Raw genomic sequence first — 16,053 nt, forward strand, 5'->3', positions numbered from 1 at the left:
AATCGGTAAAGTCTGCCGCATGTCGATGCAGTCCGCGTCGCCCCAAGCCGACCTGCCCCGTGTGCAGGCCGGCGGCAGCCCGCAACACCTGCTGCTGACGTTGCTCGGCGACTACTGGTACGGCCAGCGTGCCCCGCTGCCCTCGGCGGCCCTGGTCGCACTGCTCGGCGAGTTCGGTATCACCGAGGTCAGCGCACGCGCCGCACTGAGCCGACTGGCCCGACGTGGGCTGCTGGAGCAGTCGAAGTCCGGCCGGCGCACCTCGTACGCGCTCAGCGAGCGGGCCGCCGGGGTACTCGCCGAGGGCCGGGGGCACATCCTGTCGTTCGGCACCGAGCGGACACCGTGGACCGGCCGGTGGACCGTGGCCGCCTTCTCGGTACCCGAGGACGACAGGTCCCGCCGGCACGCCCTGCGCACCCGGCTGGGCTGGCACGGCTTCGCACCGCTCTACGACGGTCTCTGGGTCTCGCCGCACGAACGGGTCACCGAGGTGACGACGATCCTGGCCGAACTCGACATTGACCGGGCCACCGTCTTCACCGCCGAGCTGGCCGAGGGCGGGCCGACCGGCGGCCACCCGATCAACGCCTGGGACCTGGCCGCCCTGCGTGCCGAGTACGAGCGGATCCTCGCCGCGTACGAGCCGGTCCGGCGCCGGTGGCGCAGCGGCCGGATCGGCACCGCCGAGGCCCTCGTCGCGCGGACCGCCCTGATGGACGACTGGCGCACCATGCCGAGCCTCGACCCGGAACTGCCGACCGAACTGCTGCCGGCGCGCTGGCCCCGGGCGGCGGCCCGGGCGCTCTTCGTCGAGCTGTACGACGGGCTGACCGGACTCGCCGAACAACGCGTGGTCCAGGTGGTCGCCGGACACGACCCCGCCCTCGCCGCACTGGTGCGCACCCACACCAGTCGGGCAGGCGATATGTGACACTAGTCTTGACGATAGACACATAGATGGTCAGACTCGGTCCAGGCTCGGGGACCCCGGGCCGCGTGTCCGCACCGGACGACACCAGCTACCGGACCAGGCGGGGAGACCGGGATGGCCGAGCCAGCGTCGATCGTCGTGCGCCGCCGCCTCGAGTGGTCGGACACCGACCCGGCGGACCGGTGGCACTACGGGGTTGTCCTGCGCTTCGTGGAGAGCGCCGAGAAGGAGTTGCAGGACCAGCTCGGCGTCACGGCGGAGGACGCCCGCTGGATGCCCCGGGTGAACCTCACGGTGGACTACCTGGCCCCCCTGCACTTCGGCGAGATCGCCGAGACCACCCTTGCGGTGGAGCACGTCGGGCGCGCCTCGCTGCGCTACGCCTTCACGGTGGCCCGGGACGGCACGACGCTGGCCCGGGGAACACTGACCGTGGTGTGGATCGACGCCGACACGGGTCTGAGCAGCCCGTGGCCTGATCGGCTCCGCGCACTGCTGACCGGAGCCGGGGCGACGGAGGGCTGACACGTGCGGAGCACCATGGGCTCGATGCCGCTGTCGGTCGGGATGATGCTGCGCCGGGCCGCCGCGCTGGGCCCGCACGCCCGGCTGGTCGGACACACCGAGGCCGGCCGGGCTGCGTACGGTTGGCCCGAACTGGCCGGCCGGGCACGTCGGCTGGCCAACGCGCTGGCCACGCTCGGCGTCAAACCCGGCGACCGGGTCGGCACGTACTCCTGCAACGGCCTTGCGCACCTGGAGTTGTGTTACGGCGTGCCACTTGCCGGCGCGGTGCTGCAACCGCTGAACATCCGGCTGCACCCGGACCAGGTGGCGGCGATCGCCACGCACGCCGAGGACCGGGTGATCTTCGTTACGGCGTCCCTGACCGGGCAGTTCGCGCCGATCCGGAGCCGACTTCCCGGCGTACGGCACTACGTCGTGGTGCCGGACGGCGGCACCACCCACCCGGACTTCGCCGACGCGACCGACTACGAGCAGCTGCTGGCGAGCGCGCCGGAGGACGAGCCGGCGGAGGTGGACGAGTGGAGCGCCGCCTGCCTCTGCTACACCGGTGGCACCACCGGCCGTCCGAAGGGCGTCGTCTACTCGCACCGGTCGCTGACCCTGCACGCGATGAGCGGCCTGTTCGTCGACTCGTTCGCCATCCGGGAACGCGACATCGTGCTCCCGCTCACCCCGCTCTTCCACGCCCTCTCCTGGGGCATGCCGTACTCGGCGGCGCTGGCCGGGGCAGGTCTGGTCCTCGCCGGTGCGGACACCAGCCCGGCCACCGTCGTACGCCTCGTCCGGGACGAGCGGGTGACGGTGGCGGCCGGGGTGCCGACCTTCTGGCTCGCCGTCGACCAGCTCGCACCGAGCCCGGAGGATCTGGCCAGCCTGGACCGGATCCTCTGTGGCGGCTCGGCGGTCCCGCTGGAGCTGATCCAGCGCTACGAACGGCGCGGAGTCGCCCTGCGGCAGGGCTGGGGAATGACCGAGATGTCGCCGTCGGGCAACCTGACGATGGTCCGCCGGCATCTGGAGGACCGGTCGGAACAGGACCGGCAGGCACTGCACGCCACCCAGGGCGTACCGACAGCCGGGGTGGAGCTGCGGGTGGTCGACCCGGACGGGGTGGTGCTGCCGCACGACGGGCGCTCCTCCGGCGAGATCGAGGTACGCGGGCCGTGGGTCACCGAGTCGTACCACCAGCCGGAGGACGACGCCAACACCACCCGGTTCCGGGACGGCTGGCTGCGTACCGGCGACATCGGCACCGTCGACGACAACGGCTACCTCCACCTGCTCGACCGGGCGAAGGATCTGATCAAGTCGGGCGGCGAATGGATCAGCTCGATCGAACTGGAGAACCACCTCATGGACCACCCGGCGGTGGCCCAGGCCATGGTCATCGCCGTACCGCATCCGATCTGGGGCGAACGGCCCGCCGCGCTCGTCGTCGCGTGCGCCGAGGTCTCGGCCGACGCGCTCCTCGCGCACCTGCGACCCCGGGTGGCGGGCTGGTGGCTGCCCGACGTCGTCCGGTTCGTCGACGAGCTGCCGACGACGGCAACCGGCAAGTTCGACAAGTTGACGGCCCGCCGGACCTGGCAGGACGTGTTGGCGGCCGAGCTCGCCTCGGCGACGGAGGGACATCCGTGAGTGGATTGTTGGCGGACCGGGTCGCGGTGGTCACCGGAGCGGCGCGCGGGATCGGCAGGGCCACCGCCGAACTGCTCGCCGAGCACGGTGCCCGGGTGGTCTGCGCCGACCTGGACCGCGAGGCCCTCGACCGTACCGTCGAGTCGCTCGGCGGTCGTGGGGTCGCGGTCGCGGCCGACCTGACCGTGCCGGCGGCACCGGCCGAGGTCGTCGCCCGCGCCGTCGACGAGTACGGCCGGCTCGACATCGTGGTCAACAACGCCGGCTACACCTGGGACGGCATCTTCCACAAGATGACCGACGAGCAGCTGGCCGCGATGCTCGACATCCACCTCACGGCGCCGTTCCGGCTGCTGCGCGCCGCCGCGCCGGTGCTGCGGGAGGCCGCCAAGCGCGACGCCGCGCAGGGCCGCGAGATCTTCCGCAAGGTGGTCAACGTGACCTCGATCGCCGGCACGATGGGCAACGTCGGCCAGGCCAACTACGCCGCCGCCAAGGCTGCCCTGACCGGCCTCACCAGGACGCTCGCCAAGGAGTGGGGGCCGTTGAGGATCAACGTCAACGCGGTGGCGTTCGGATTCGTGCAGACCCGGCTGACCGCCGACGCCGCCGAGGCTGGCACCTTCGCCCACGGCGACCACCAGATCCGGCTGGGCATCCCCGGTACCGTCCGGGAACAGGCCGCCGCGCGCATCCCGCTGGGCCGGCCCGCCACCCCGGCGGAGGCGGCCGGCGGCATCTTCCTGCTCTGCTCGCCGTGGTCGAACTTCGTGCACGGCCAGGTGCTCACCGTCGCCGGTGGGCAGGCCGAGGGGATGAGCTGAGATGCGATCCACCGGGCAGCCCGCCGACCTCGCCAGGAACGCGTGATGCGCCTCTCCGACGTGGCGATACCGGTCAACCTGGTCTGGTCCTCGCCGTTCTGCCGCTGGCAGGGCCCACTCGCGGAGATGTCCAGCGTGGACCTCGCCGTCGACGTCACCGCGCGGGCGCTGGCCAGGGGCGGAATACCGGCCGCCGAGATCGGTCAGGTCGCCCTCGGCAGCACCGTGCCGCAGCCGACGTCCTTCTACGGCGCCACCACCATCACCCCCGGCTCGGGCTCGACACCGTCACCGGCCCGGCAATCGCGCAGGCCTGCGCCACCTCGGTGGCGGTGGTGCAGGCCGCCGCCGTCCAGGTGGAACTCGGCGCCCACCGCACAGTGCTCGCACTCGCCACCGACCGCACCAGCAACGGTCCGCTGCTGGTCTGGTCGGCACAGCGCAGTCCGGGTGCGGCCCCCCGGACCGAGCACTGGGTGCTGGACCCGATGCGGCACGACCCGAACACCGGCCAGTCCATGCTCGACACCGCCGAGCGGGTGGCCGCCGAGGAGGGGTACTCCCGCGCCGAGATCGACGCCGTCACGCTGCTGCGCCACGAGCAGTACCGCGCATCCGCCGCGCACCGCGCCGGTCGCCTGGTGGAGGTGCACGTACCCGGCCGGCGCGGCAACGTGGTGGTCGACGACGACCACGGCGTACACGACACCACGGCCGACGGGCTCGCCGCGCTCTCTCCGGTCCAGCCCGGCGGCCTCGTGACGTACGGGTCGCAGACCCATCCCGGCGACGGCACCGCAGCGGCGGTGCTCAGCACTGTCGACCGGGCTCGCGAACTCAGCGGCGGCACCGGGGTCGCCCGACTGCTCGCGGTCGGCTTCGCCCGCACCGACCGGGCCCGGATGCCGAAGGCGCCGGTGCCGGCCGCCCGGGCCGCGCTCGCCGACGCCGGCCTCGACATCACCGACATCGACGTGGTGACCACGCACAACCCGTTCGCCGTCAACGACATCTACTTCGCCCGGCAGACCGGCTTCGCGCTGGACCGGATGAACCCGTACGGCTGCAGCCTGGTCTACGGGCACCCGCAGGGACCGACCGGCCTGCGGGCGATCGCCGAACTCGTCGCCGCGCTGCACGCCCGGGGTGGCGGACGCGGCCTGTTCACCGGGTGCGCGGCGGGCGACACCGCCGGCGCCGTGGTGCTGGAGGTGACCGACTGATGGAGTCGTTCGACGGGTCCGTCGTCGGCCGCTGGAGCGAGCCCCGCCGGTTCGACGTCGCCCCGGCCGGCCTGGCTGCCTACGCCGAGGCCGTCGGCGGACCCTCACCGGTCTACGCCGTCGTCCCGGCCATGGCGCTGGTCCTCGCGGTCGCCGGCACCGCCGCCCCGGCCGAGCTGCGCGCCAGGGTCGTGCACGGCCAGCAGGACATCTTCCTCCACCGCCGGCTTCCGGTCGGCGAGACGGTCACCGTCCGCGCCGCCGTGCTCGGGCTGCACGGCAAGCGCAGCGGCACCGTCGCCACGATCGGGGTGCGGACGTACGACGACGAGGGCGCGCTGCTGAACGAGCAGTACGTCACCGAGTTCTACCGGGGCGTGCCGACCGACCTGAGCCTGGGGACCCCCTCCCCCACCCTGCCGACCGAGCCGCCCGGCGGTCCGCCGCTGCGTACCGGGACCGTACCCCTGCCGCTCGACCTGCCACGTCGCTACGCCGACGCCTCCGGCGACCACAACCCGATCCACCTCGACGAGGAGTTCGCCCGCGCCGCCGGGCTGCCCGGCGTGATCGTGCACGGCCTGGCCAGTCTCGCCATCGCCAGCCACACCGTGCTGGCCGACGGCGCCGAGCCGGCGCGGCTGAGCTGCCGCTTCACCCGGCCGATCGCGCCCGGCGACAGCCTCAGCACCCGGGTCTGGGCAGATCCGGCGGGTTACCGGTTCGAGAGCGTTGACCAGGCCGGCACCGTGGTACTCGGCGCCGGCCTGGTCGAACTCCCCTGATCCTCGGTCATCTGACGGTGGGGGTCGCCGTCCGCGCTCCGCGCGCCGTCACTGACTGCACGCCGTGCCGTTGAGGGTGAACTGGGTCGGCGCCTGGTTCGTCCCGCTGTAGGTGCCCTGGAAGCCGAACGTGACGCTCGCCGAGGCCCCGATCGTGGAGTTGTACGAGACGTTGCGCGCCGACACCTGCGCGCCGGACTGGCTGACCGTGGCGTTCCAGGCGTTCGTCACCTGCTGGTTGCCCGGCCAGCTCCACTGCACGGTCCAGCCGTTGACGGCGGTGTTCGAGGTGTTGGTGACCGTCACGTTGGCGGTGAAGCCGCCGGTCCAGCTGTTCGCCGTGTAACCGACCCGACAGGCACCCGTCGACGGCGGTGGGGTGGTCGTCGGTGGCACGGTCGGTGACGGCGTGGTCGTCGGTGGCACGGTCGGCGAGGACGTGGTCGTCGGCGGCACGGTCGGCGTACCACCGGTGAGGCCGAAGAACTGCACCGCCGCCTGGGCCATCCCGCTCATCGGCAGGCTGTGGCCGGCACCGTTGACACTTATCGCCTCGAGAACCGTGGCGCCGCCGCTGGTCCAGCGCCGCCGGTTCCAGTTCGGCTGCGGCGTGTCCGTGGAGGTCGGCGTGAGGCTCAGCCCGAGGACGTTTGTCCACTGGTCGACCGCCTCCTGGAGCAGTTGGAACGGCACGAGCGTGTCGTTGGTGCCGTGCCACAACTGGACTCGGGGGCGGGCGCCGGTGTAGCCCGGGTACGCCTGGCGGACGGCGTCACCCCACTGCTGGGGCGTACGGTCCATCCGCCCGTTGACGCACTGGCTGTTCTGCGGCGGGAAGTCGGCGGCGTTGGCGAAGCAGTTGAAGGGCACGCCCATGAACGCCGCGCCAGCCTTGAAGACGTCCGGATAGAGCGCGAGCATGGCGTTGGTCATCATGCCGCCGGACGAACTGCCTGTCGCGAAGACCCGGTTCGGGTCACCGGAATACTGCCGTTGGACGTACGTCACCATCGACATGATCGACACCGGGTCACTGCCGCCGCCCCGGCGCTTGGACGCCGCAGACCAGACGTCGAAGCAGTTGCCGAAGCCCGCCTGCTGGGTCGCGGTCGGATAGATCACGATGAACCCGTACCGATCGGCCTGCGAGGCGAACTCGCTGCCGGAGTAGAAGCCCGGACCCGAACCGCCGCAGCCGTGCATCGCCACCACTATCGCCGGGTTGGCGGGCCGGGAGTCCGGAACGTAGACGTGCATCCGCATGCCGCCCGGGTTGTCACCGAAGTTGGCCACCTCGACAAGTGAGGCCGCAGTGGCCGGTGTGGCGAGCACGATCCCGGCGGTCGCCGCGAGCGCCCCGGAAGCCAACCCGACGAGCGCCACCCGTAGTCGACGTCGAACCCTTTCATTGATAGACATCATTGCCGTAAGCTAGCAACTTAGGTGACGGTCGTCAATAAAATGTCTCAGGACTGGCGCGCGGGTCGACAGGTCGAAGGTGGCGGCACCCGCAGCGGCCCCCGCCGGCCACTCGAACGGGGCCGGCAGGCCCCAGCGTCCCCGGCGAGTGCAGGCGTGTCGATCACGGGGCGGTCGCCGACGAGGTGGATGCAGGGGTTCTCCGGTCCCAGCACATTCGTGGCGGGGCGGACCGGCGGTCAGTTCGCCCACGACCGGTGCTGCCCGGTCGGACTCGGGCAACCGAGGCGTACAGGTCGACTCATCGACCACCACCGGCGCGGGGCATCGGCTGCGGCAGCACTACTGGCGAGATCCGGCTGCGGCAGCACCGCGGGCGAGGCGCGACCGTCGGCGTACCGAGGCAGGGTGACAGCCGGGCCACCGGCGTGGTGCCGGACGGGCGGAGAGCCAGCCGTCCGCAGGTCGAACGCAGCAGTGGCGGGCAGGTCGCCGAGAAGGTGGCCGGAGCGGCAGGCCGGTGGGATCTCCGTCCGCACCGCCGCCCGGAGGACGCGACTGATCCGCAAGTCGGAACGGCGGGCCACTCTGGCGTACCGGGTGAGTTCGCCGTACCCCCGATCTCGCTGCGCTCGCGAACCCACCGCGCACCCGCGCGTTCGCCGCCGCGTGTGGGGCGTTCGGGGGGTTCGCGAGTTCGCTTGGCCGGGTGAGGTAGCGGGCGGGTCACGACCTCGACCGCTCCGAGTCGAAGCTCAACATATACATTGACGACCGTCATACCCGATCGTATATTGACGATGGCCACTGTAAGTGGACACGGGGGCGAGGTGGGGCGACGGGGTCGGTGCACGCCGACCCCGTCGCGCGGAAGCGGCTGTCAGAGGTCACACACCGGCGGACCGCGGCCACCGAAGCGATCAGTCGGGGCCTCGTAACCGTGCGGTAGCGGCGATCGGACCCGGCCGGCGTCCGCCGCTCAGGCCCGGTCAGCCCACATGCGCGCACACCGCGATCAGAATGCGACTGAAGGAGGAAGTGTGTTTGACAGAGCAGCTCGCCGAGGTCGCGCGACGCTCCTGTCGCTGTCCGGGGCCGTAGCCGCCGCAGGCGTCGCGATGCTGGTAGCGACCGCGCTGCCGTCGGGCGCGGCCGTGCCAGGTGCGACGGAGGTCGCCGCGTCGGACACCGGCGTCGGCGTCCTCGCGTCCACCGCCGGTTGCGGCCGGGCACCAACCCTGACAAGCGGCAGACATTCGATACAGAGCGGCGGGAAGACCCGCAGCTTCGTCCTGAGGGTTCCTGACAACTACAACAACAGCCGCCCCTACCGGCTGGTGTTCGGATTCCACTGGTTGAACGGCAACGCCAACTCCGTCGTGAGCGGGAACTACTACGGACTGCTGCCGCTGTCGAACAACAGCACGATCTTCGTCGCCCCGGAGGGCCTCAACGCCGGCTGGGCCAACTCCGGCGGTGAGGACGTGACCTTCACCGACAACATGATCCAGACGATCGGAAACGCCCTCTGTGTCGACACGTCGCAGTTGTTCTCCCTGGGGTTCAGCTACGGCGGCGGGATGAGTTACGCGTTGGCGTGCGCCCGGGCAGACGTCTTCCGCGCGGTCGCGATCTACTCCGGAGGCGTGATCAGCGGGTGCAACGGCGGGAACCAGCCAATCGCCTACCTACAGGCACACGGGCTCAGTGACAACGTGCTCAGCATCTCCGGCGGACGATCGATGCGCGACAGGTTCGTCAGGAACAACGGCTGCACCGCGGCGAACCCGCCCGAGCCGGCACAGGGTAGCGGCAGGCACACCGAGTTCCACTACTCGGGATGCTCCGCCGGGCATCCGGTCGCCTGGTACGCGTTCGACGGCGGGCACACCCCCACACCGCAGGACGCCGGCTCCAACACCCAATGGCTCCCCCAGGAAACATGGGAGTTCTTCACGCAGTTCCAGAGCACACCGACGCCGGGACCGACGACGCCGACGCCGGGGCCGACCAATCCGACACCTGGGCCGACGACTCCGACGCCGGGGCCAACCACGCCGACGCCGTCCACCGGCGCCTGCCGGGTCGCCAGCACCATCAACGCGTGGAACACCGGCCTGACCGCGAGCATCACCATCACCAACACGGGTACGACCGCGATCAACGGCTGGTCCCTGGTCTTCACCCTCCCGAGCGGCCAGAACATCACCTCGAGCTGGAACGCCAGCTACTCGCCTTCCTCCGGCCAGGTGACGGCCAGGAACGTCTCCTACAACGCCACCATCGCACGTGACGCATCGGTCAACTTCGGCTTCCAAGCCACCCACACCGGCAACACCGCCGGGCCGACCGCTTTCACCCTCAACGGCACGGCCTGCGCGCTCGGCTGACCACGCGGGAGCACTGGGGTGGAGCCTTGACCCAGCTCCACCCCAGTTCCGGCACTAAGGTCAGCGGAGGGACGCGGACCCGCGCGACTCCCGACCGGCCGACCCGCCGCGCACCCTCAGCGACCCGCTCGGCTCCCCATCGGCCGACTCACCATGCGGCCTTGTCGAGTCGCCGTGCAGCCCCGCTGGCTCACCATGCAGGCTCGCTGAATCCTCGCGCAGGCTCGCCGACTCGTCGTGCTTCCCCGGCGTTCGCCGATCGAGCGGTACGGCAATCGCGACAACGGCCGCAGCGGCGACGGCCAGGCCCAGCCAGAGCAGCGGGTTACCTCGCAGCTCCGCGGGAAACTGCTGGGCGAGCACGAAGACACCCATCGGCACCATGAACCAGCCGAACGACCTGCGCAGCACATCGGCCGGGATCTTCCCGGCAAGCCTCCCGCCGAGCAGGCTGCCCGCGATGGCAGCAGCGGCGACGAGAGCCGCGAGCCCCCAGTCGATGCTGACGCTCGACAGATACCCGGCCAGGCCGGCGAAGGACTTCATCGCGATGACCACCAGCGAGGTGCCGACCGCGACCGGCATCGGCAGGCCGCCGAGCAGGGGCCAGCGCAGGCACCACCAGGAAGCCGCCGCCGGCCCCGACCAGGCCGGTGACCAAGCCGACCACGACGCCGTCGAGGATCACCCGGAACACCGGCAGTTCGTGCGGCGCGGACCTGCCCTCGGCAGCGCGCCGGCCGCGGATCATCGAGATCGCGGTGGCCAGCATCATGATCGCGAAACCGGTGAGCAGGTACACGACCGGGATGAACTCGGCCAGCCGACCACCGGCGTAGGCGCCCGCCATGCCGGCCAGGCCGAAGATCAGACCGGTACGCCAACGGACCCGACCTGCCCGGGCGTGTCGGAGGGCCCCGACCGCGCTGGTCGGGCCGACGACGAGCAGTGACGTGGCGATGGCTTCCTTCGCGGGCATATCGGCGACGTAGACCAGCAGCGGTACGGCGAGAATGGAGCCGCCACCCCCGAGGAGGCCGAGGCTGATCCCGATCAGCACGGCCAGCCCGACGATCAGCAGCAGACTCCCACTCATGTCCGGCGACCGGTGTCGCGTAGCTGGCCGACGATGCTCGTCAGGTCGCAGCGGGCACCGCAGTTGTAGGGCAGCTTGCCGAGCAGCATGCCCATGGCACAGGTGTTGGTCAGGGCGGCGAAGGTGAGACCGGCACCGATGAAGCCGGCGACCCCACCTCAGGCCGGGGACGAAGACCGAGGCCAGGATGCTGACCAGCACGGCCGGGCCCGGAGCCAGCCGGGGCCCGGCCGCGAACGGTGGGTACTCAGCTACAGGCGGCGCCGTTGAGACTGAAGCCGCCCGGCGGGGCGTCGTTGCCGGTGTGGCTGGCCTGGAAGCCGATACTCGTGGAGCCGCCTGGTGGAATCGTTGCGTTGTGGCTCACATTCGTCGCGGTCACCTGGCCACTGCTCGGCGTGTAGCTGGCGTTCCATCCGGAGGTGATGGTCTGTCCGGAGCCGAGGGTGAATCTCAGTGACCAGCCGTTGACGGTGCTCGTGCCGGTGTTGGTGATGGTGATGTTGTCGACCAGGCCGTTGTTCCAGGAGCTGACCGAATTTGTCACCCGGCAGGCTCCGCCGCTGGTAGGCGGCGTGGTGGGTGGAGTGGTCGGCGGGGCGGTGGTCGGCGGGATGGTGGTCGGTGTGCCCGTGGGTGGGGTGGTCGGGGTGGACCCCTCGGTGACGGTGATGGTGGAGATGCTCCGCGCCGGGATGTTGACCATCGCCTGGCCATCGCTGAGGTTCACCGGCTGGGTCGCGGCGCCGAGGCTCTGTGAGGTGACGGTGTACTCGGCGGTCGAGATGCTCCGCGGTGTCTGGACGACGGCGTTGTCGACCGCACTGTTCGAGCGGTTGAGGATGACAAGCGTGGTCTTCCCCCTGCCCTGGTAGGCGGTGACCTCCAGACCGGAGGTCCTCGAACTCTTCGTCACCGCGATCCGCCGATCACCAGGCCGGACGTACTTCGCGTACTGGGAGAACGCCTGACCACGCCGCAGCACCGCACCCTTCGTCGTGCCGTACTGCCCGTCGCCGTCACCGATGAACGAGTAGAAACGCCGCCCGTACCACCAGACGTACGCACTCCAACCCGCCTCCATCGACCTGTGCACCGTCCGCATGATGTCGTCGAGGCTCTCGTTCCACACCGCCGCGTTGCTGGGGTTGCCCCAGATGTTCGACCCGCTGCCGTCGGCGGCGTGCAGGTTCCACTCGGTCATCCACTGGTTCTTGCCATACTGGTTCGCCAACGGATACGGGGACAGGTTGCCACTGTTCTCGGCATCGTAGAGGTGCCCACCGACGTACCCGATGTTGTCGCGTGCGGTCGCGTCCTGAAGCGTCGGGTCGGAGTACGCGCGGTTGAACCGCAGCGACTCGCCGACCATGAGCCTGGTGTCCCTCACCTTGGCACCCTGGTCACGAACCCAGTTCCGCAACTCCGTGCCGGTCCAGTCCATCGAGTCGTAGTCAGGATGCCAGTCCGGCTCGTTCTGCACCGAGGTCACATCGATCGTGACACCCTGACCCTTCATGTACTGCACGTAACCGTTCAAATGCTCGGCATAGTCGTCGTAGTAGTCGGTCCGGAGCTTTCCCCCGTTGATCCTGCTGTTGTTCGTCTTGAAACTCGCCGGAGCCGTCCACGGCGAAGCAAGGATCTTCACGTCAGAGCCGTAGGCCTTCGCCGCCTGGAGGCTGCTCGCGTAAAGCCCCCACTCACTCGACACCGGCGACACCACGGTCCTGACGATCGACAGACCGAGCTGACCCTGACCCAACCCGACAAGCGTCTGCGTCTCCGCCGTCGTCCACGGACTCCCGGAACCACCAAAGATCGGCGTCGCAGCACCGAAACCATCGATCACCTGATACGACGTGGCACTGTTCACGGTGAGGTCAGGCGTCGCGGCCAACAGCGGCGGGGCGGTCAGCACTCCCGCCACGGTGACCACCGCGGTCGCCGCGGCCACCACCAGGATCTGGGACTTCTTCACGGGCTACTCCACTGGCTCATGCGGTGACAGCCCTGCGGGTCGATGGGCAGACTGGGCTCCCGATCGCCGCCGGCCCACCCGGTCAACTGATCGATCTCGACGTCGGACCATCGCCGGGGTGTCACGTGGCTTCTACGCGCCGGCGACGCTCGCCTCCAAGGGAGCAACCGGCCAGCGCGCGACATACATAAACAGTAGTCGATGAAACCGCCGGCGGAGCCGGCAATCCAACCGCGACGGCTCGCGACCGCGTGAGAGCAGCCTGCCGACCCTGCCCGTCGGATCGGGTCAAGCCCACCGATCGGTGGTGTTTAGCCAGGGCCGGCCGGTCAGAAGGGTACGGCCATGCCCTTCGACTCGAGGACTCCGATGCTCCTGTCGAGCGCGGCACCGTCCCCCCGGTTCTTCGCCGACCACGCCGCCGCCAACTCGGGTCGGATCACGCAGCCGCCGATCACCGACGGGTCGTGTCCGGCGTCCGGACCGGACGGCTGCCCTGGCGGACGGGACCGGGAGGACGCGGCGCCGATGATCCCGACCGGGGTGAAGATCCGCCGCATCGGCGTACCGCAGTCGCAGGTCACCGGGGGTGGTCCGGAAAGCGGGGCGACCACGTCGCGCTCCTGGGCGCACCGCTCACATCGAAAACCGTAGCTGGGCATCAGATTCCTCTCCGCAGCGGAGGCGGCGAGCCGGGGCGGCCCGACCGGTCGTGGTGCTCGTACCAGGGTTGCAGCGCGGCGGGCAGCGACCACGGCGCGGCGGCGAGGTCGGCCACGTTCAGGAAGTCGAACCCGGCACGGGTCGCCTCCAGCCAGTCGACGAAGCCGTCACCGACGTGCAGCCGGGGCCGCCCGGGAAACCGGGCGGCCACCTCAGCGAGACCATGTTTCGGTACGACGAACGTCGGAGTCACTCGCCAGCCTGCCCAGAGCCGGAACTGGTCGGACCGCGTACGGTCGGAGGCGCTGCCGATCAGCGCCCCCGCCTCGACCGCGGCGAGCACGTCCGCGCGGCCCAGCGGGCCCCTCGGGTCGCCGCAGTCGAGGGTGCCGTCGATGTCGAGAGACAGCAGCAGTCCGTCCAGTTCCATCTCAGCCGGTCCGCCCCAGCGCGTCGGCGAAGGCGAGGGTCCGCCGGGCGCGCTCGACGATCGGCAGGTCCACGAGTTGTCCCCGGACGGCCACCGCTCCGGCGCCGTTGGCGTGCGCGATCTCGAACTCCCGGACCACCTCCTGGGAGTACTCGATTTCGTCCGGGCTCGGGCTGAAGACCTCGTTGATCATGTCGATCTGCTGTGGATGGAACAGCGATTTGCCGGTGAACCCAAGGTCACGTGCCTGTTGGGTGTGTGCCCGCAGGGCCGGCTCGTCGTCCAGCACCGGGTAGACACCGTCGATCACCATGATGCCGGCTGCCCGTGCGGCGTTGACGATCGCCGAACGTGCGTAGATCAGCTCCCCGGCGAGGCCGGTCCGGTTGGCCGGGAGCCCCAGGTCCAGCGCGTAGTCCTCGGCGCCGAACAGCAGCCCGGCGAGCCGGGGGTTCGCCTTGGCGATCGCCGCCGCGTTCGCCAGCCCCTCGGCCGACTCGATCGCGGCGATGATCGCGGTGGAACCGACCGGCCGACCGGCTGCCGCCTCCGCTGCGGCAAGCACGGTGTCGACCTGCCCGATGTCGTCGGCCGACTCGACCTTGGGGACCACGACGCCGACGACACCGATCGCGGCGGCGATGTCGTCGCGCCAACCGTCGTACCCCGGGCTGTTGATCCGGACGTAGCTGATCGGGCGCTCAGGAAGCCCGGCCTCGACGAACGTCGCCAGCAGTTTCCTGCCCTTCTCCTTCTCACTCTGTGGCACGCCGTCCTCCAGGTCGAGGAAGACACCGTCCACCGGCAACGACGGCAACTTGCGCAGGAAGCGTTCCTGGCTCGCCGGGACGAACATCCAACTTCGGACCAACTCCATGACGGTGCCTCTCGATCGGGGTTGCACGACGGTCCTGCTCAGACGACGCCCTTGGCGGCCAGCGTCGACAGCTCCTCGGTGGACAGCCCGAGCGCGCCATAGACCTCGGCGTTGGCGCTGCCCCGGGGACGGCCGGTCCACCGGATCGCCCCCGGCGTGCCGGACATCCGGGCGATGAGGTTCTGCATCGCCACCGGCCCGCCGAGTTCGTCGTCGTCGACGTGGACGATCGAACCGAGCGCCCGGTACTGCGGATGCGACATGATGCCGGCGATGTCCAGCACCGGCGCGATCGCCGCCTCGGCCCGTTCGAACTCCTCGAGGACCTTGTCGGCGGCCCGTTCGGCGATCCAGGCACCGACCGCGGCGTCGATCTCGTCGCCGTGCCTGGCCCGTTCGAAGCCGGACCGGAACCAGTCGTGCTCGCAGAGGTCCGGCCGTCCGACCAGCCGCATCACCCGCTCGGCAATGGCCAGCGAACTGGCCGACACGGCCAGCCAGACGCCGTCCGCGCTGAGGTAGGTGTTACGGGGGGCATTGGACATGGTGCGGTTGCCGGTGCGCTGCTGGATGATGCCGAGCTGGTCGTAGACGGTCGCCTGGGGGCCGAGGACGGTCAGCAGTGGCTCGATAAGTGCCACGTCGACCTGCTGGCCGACACCGGTGATGTCCCGTCCGCGCAGCGCGGTCAGGATGGAGAACGCCGTTGTCACCGCCGCCACCCCGTCGGCCAGCCCGAACGGCGGTAGTGTCGGCGGCCCGTCCGGCTGGCCGGTGACGTGGGCGAAACCGCTCATCGCCTCGGCCAGCGTGCCGTAACCAGGGCGGCTGGCCATCGGGCCGACCTGGCCGAAACCGCTGACCCGGGCCAGCACCAGGCGCGGGTTGGTGGCGGCGAGCACGTCCCAGCCGAGCCCCCAGCGTTCCAGCGTGCCGGGGCGGAAGCTCTCGACCACCACGTCGACGTCGCGGATCAGCCGCAGGAACAGCTCGCGGCCCTCCGGCGCACCGAGATAGAGCGTGATCGGCCGCTTGTTGCGGGCGAGCATCTTCCACCACAGGCCGACGCCGTTCTTGGTCTCGCCGTGCACCCGCGCCGCGTCACCGAGACGCGGGTGCTCCACCTTGATCACGTCGGCGCCGTAGTCGCCCAGCAGAGTGGCGGCGAGCGGCCCGGCGAACAGGGTCGCGATGTCGACGACCTTGATGCCCCGCAGCGGCAACGGCACCGGGCTACCGGCCTCGGTTCCCCGTTCTGCGGACAT

13 protein-coding genes and 2 pseudogenes are annotated in these 16,053 nt (G+C 70.5%); 7 read left to right on the forward strand and 8 right to left on the reverse strand.

From position 1 onward, the window contains the following. The first annotated feature begins 19 nt into the window (after nt 1-19). The 6 genes from CLT71_RS08230 to CLT71_RS08255 all read left to right on the forward strand — a co-directional run bounded on the left by CLT71_RS08230 (nt 20) and on the right by CLT71_RS08255 (nt 5,932). On the forward strand, nt 20-934 hold the full coding sequence (locus CLT71_RS08230; RefSeq protein ID WP_199187554.1) for a PaaX family transcriptional regulator C-terminal domain-containing protein: 915 nt from the start codon (nt 20-22) through the stop codon (nt 932-934). 114 nt (nt 935-1,048) lie between these two features. Beyond that, entirely contained in the window at nt 1,049-1,459 is a 411-nt protein-coding gene (locus tag CLT71_RS08235) for an acyl-CoA thioesterase (RefSeq protein WP_101366589.1), read from the forward strand. Between the two features lie 3 nt (nt 1,460-1,462). Then, a complete protein-coding gene (locus CLT71_RS08240) occupies nt 1,463-3,100 on the forward strand; it encodes a long-chain-fatty-acid--CoA ligase (protein WP_101366590.1) in 1,638 nt (545 codons plus the stop codon). Then, a complete protein-coding gene (locus CLT71_RS08245) occupies nt 3,097-3,924 on the forward strand; it encodes an SDR family oxidoreductase (protein ID WP_101366591.1) in 828 nt (275 codons plus the stop codon). The genes CLT71_RS08240 and CLT71_RS08245 overlap by 4 nt, the downstream gene beginning before the upstream one ends. Beyond that, nucleotides 3,858-5,147, forward strand: a complete 1,290-nt coding sequence (locus CLT71_RS08250; protein WP_199187555.1) for a thiolase family protein — start codon at nt 3,858-3,860, stop codon at nt 5,145-5,147. Before CLT71_RS08245 ends, CLT71_RS08250 begins: the two co-directional genes overlap by 67 nt. Next, on the forward strand, nt 5,147-5,932 hold the full coding sequence (locus CLT71_RS08255) for a MaoC/PaaZ C-terminal domain-containing protein (protein ID WP_101366592.1): 786 nt from the start codon (nt 5,147-5,149) through the stop codon (nt 5,930-5,932). The genes CLT71_RS08250 and CLT71_RS08255 overlap by 1 nt, the downstream gene beginning before the upstream one ends. 48 nt (nt 5,933-5,980) lie before the next feature. Here CLT71_RS08255 and CLT71_RS08260 read toward each other — a convergent pair whose 3' ends face one another. After that, the gene (locus tag CLT71_RS08260; protein ID WP_486483140.1) at nt 5,981-7,354 is read right to left on the reverse strand and encodes an extracellular catalytic domain type 1 short-chain-length polyhydroxyalkanoate depolymerase; all 1,374 of its coding nucleotides are present in this window, start codon (nt 7,352-7,354) and stop codon (nt 5,981-5,983) included. 1,115 nt (nt 7,355-8,469) lie between these two features. Between CLT71_RS08260 and CLT71_RS08265 the strand changes: the two genes are divergently transcribed. Then, entirely contained in the window at nt 8,470-9,741 is a 1,272-nt protein-coding gene (locus tag CLT71_RS08265) for a cellulose binding domain-containing protein (RefSeq protein ID WP_101366593.1), read from the forward strand. 267 nt (nt 9,742-10,008) lie between these two features. Here CLT71_RS08265 and CLT71_RS08270 read toward each other — a convergent pair. The 7 genes and pseudogenes from CLT71_RS08270 to CLT71_RS08300 all read right to left on the reverse strand — a co-directional run. Beyond that, a pseudogene (locus tag CLT71_RS08270) lies at nt 10,009-10,837 on the reverse strand (sulfite exporter TauE/SafE family protein); the annotation flags it as partial. Continuing rightward, nucleotides 10,834-11,059 (reverse strand): annotated as a pseudogene (locus CLT71_RS08275) (YgaP-like transmembrane domain); the annotation flags it as partial. The pseudogenes CLT71_RS08275 and CLT71_RS08270, both read right to left, overlap by 4 nt. A 25-nt stretch (nt 11,060-11,084) precedes the next feature. Next, on the reverse strand, nt 11,085-12,818 hold the full coding sequence (locus tag CLT71_RS36405; RefSeq protein WP_143743410.1) for a cellulose binding domain-containing protein: 1,734 nt from the start codon (nt 12,816-12,818) through the stop codon (nt 11,085-11,087). 329 nt (nt 12,819-13,147) lie between these two features. After that, the gene (locus CLT71_RS08285) at nt 13,148-13,480 is read right to left on the reverse strand and encodes an FmdB family zinc ribbon protein (protein WP_101366594.1); all 333 of its coding nucleotides are present in this window, start codon (nt 13,478-13,480) and stop codon (nt 13,148-13,150) included. Next, a complete protein-coding gene (locus CLT71_RS08290) occupies nt 13,480-13,911 on the reverse strand; it encodes a hypothetical protein (RefSeq protein WP_101366595.1) in 432 nt (143 codons plus the stop codon). Before CLT71_RS08290 ends, CLT71_RS08285 begins: the two co-directional genes overlap by 1 nt. 1 nt (nt 13,912) lies before the next feature. Then, complete coding sequence (locus CLT71_RS08295) at nt 13,913-14,788, reverse strand: HpcH/HpaI aldolase/citrate lyase family protein (protein ID WP_101366596.1); 876 nt, start codon at nt 14,786-14,788, stop codon at nt 13,913-13,915. A 38-nt stretch (nt 14,789-14,826) separates the two neighbouring features. Beyond that, nucleotides 14,827-16,053 carry a CoA transferase gene (locus CLT71_RS08300; protein WP_101366597.1) on the reverse strand — a complete coding sequence of 409 codons (1,227 nt, stop codon included), beginning with the start codon at nt 16,051-16,053 and terminating at the stop codon, nt 14,827-14,829.

The sequence above is a fragment of the Plantactinospora sp. CNZ320 genome, from assembly GCF_002846275.1.